General features: G+C 45.4%; 1 pseudogene. It reads left to right on the top strand.

The annotated features are described in order from the left end of the window. A pseudogene (locus A3763_RS28510) lies at positions 1 to 260 on the top strand (MBL fold metallo-hydrolase); the annotation flags it as partial.

Below are 260 nucleotides of genomic sequence, written 5' to 3'. Positions count from 1 at the left end.
CCGTCGGCTGTGCTTTTACCGCTGGTACTGGAAGATGCGGTGAAGATTGGTTTCACCCGTAATAAACAGATGATCCGACAATTTATGTCGGTGCTTAAGCAGCGTATTGTGCCGCTCAAATATGGTGATTTGTATTCAGTCTTTGAAGGTTTAGATATTTGCTTACAGCCAGCAGGTCATATTCTTGGCTCTGCTTATGTTGAGTGTCGTGTGAGTCAAGAGGGTGAAGTGCATCGGCTTGTCTTTTCGGGTGATTTAGG

It is taken from the genome of Oleiphilus sp. HI0128 (assembly GCF_001635365.1).
This window is presented reverse-complemented; position numbering and strand designations above follow the sequence as displayed.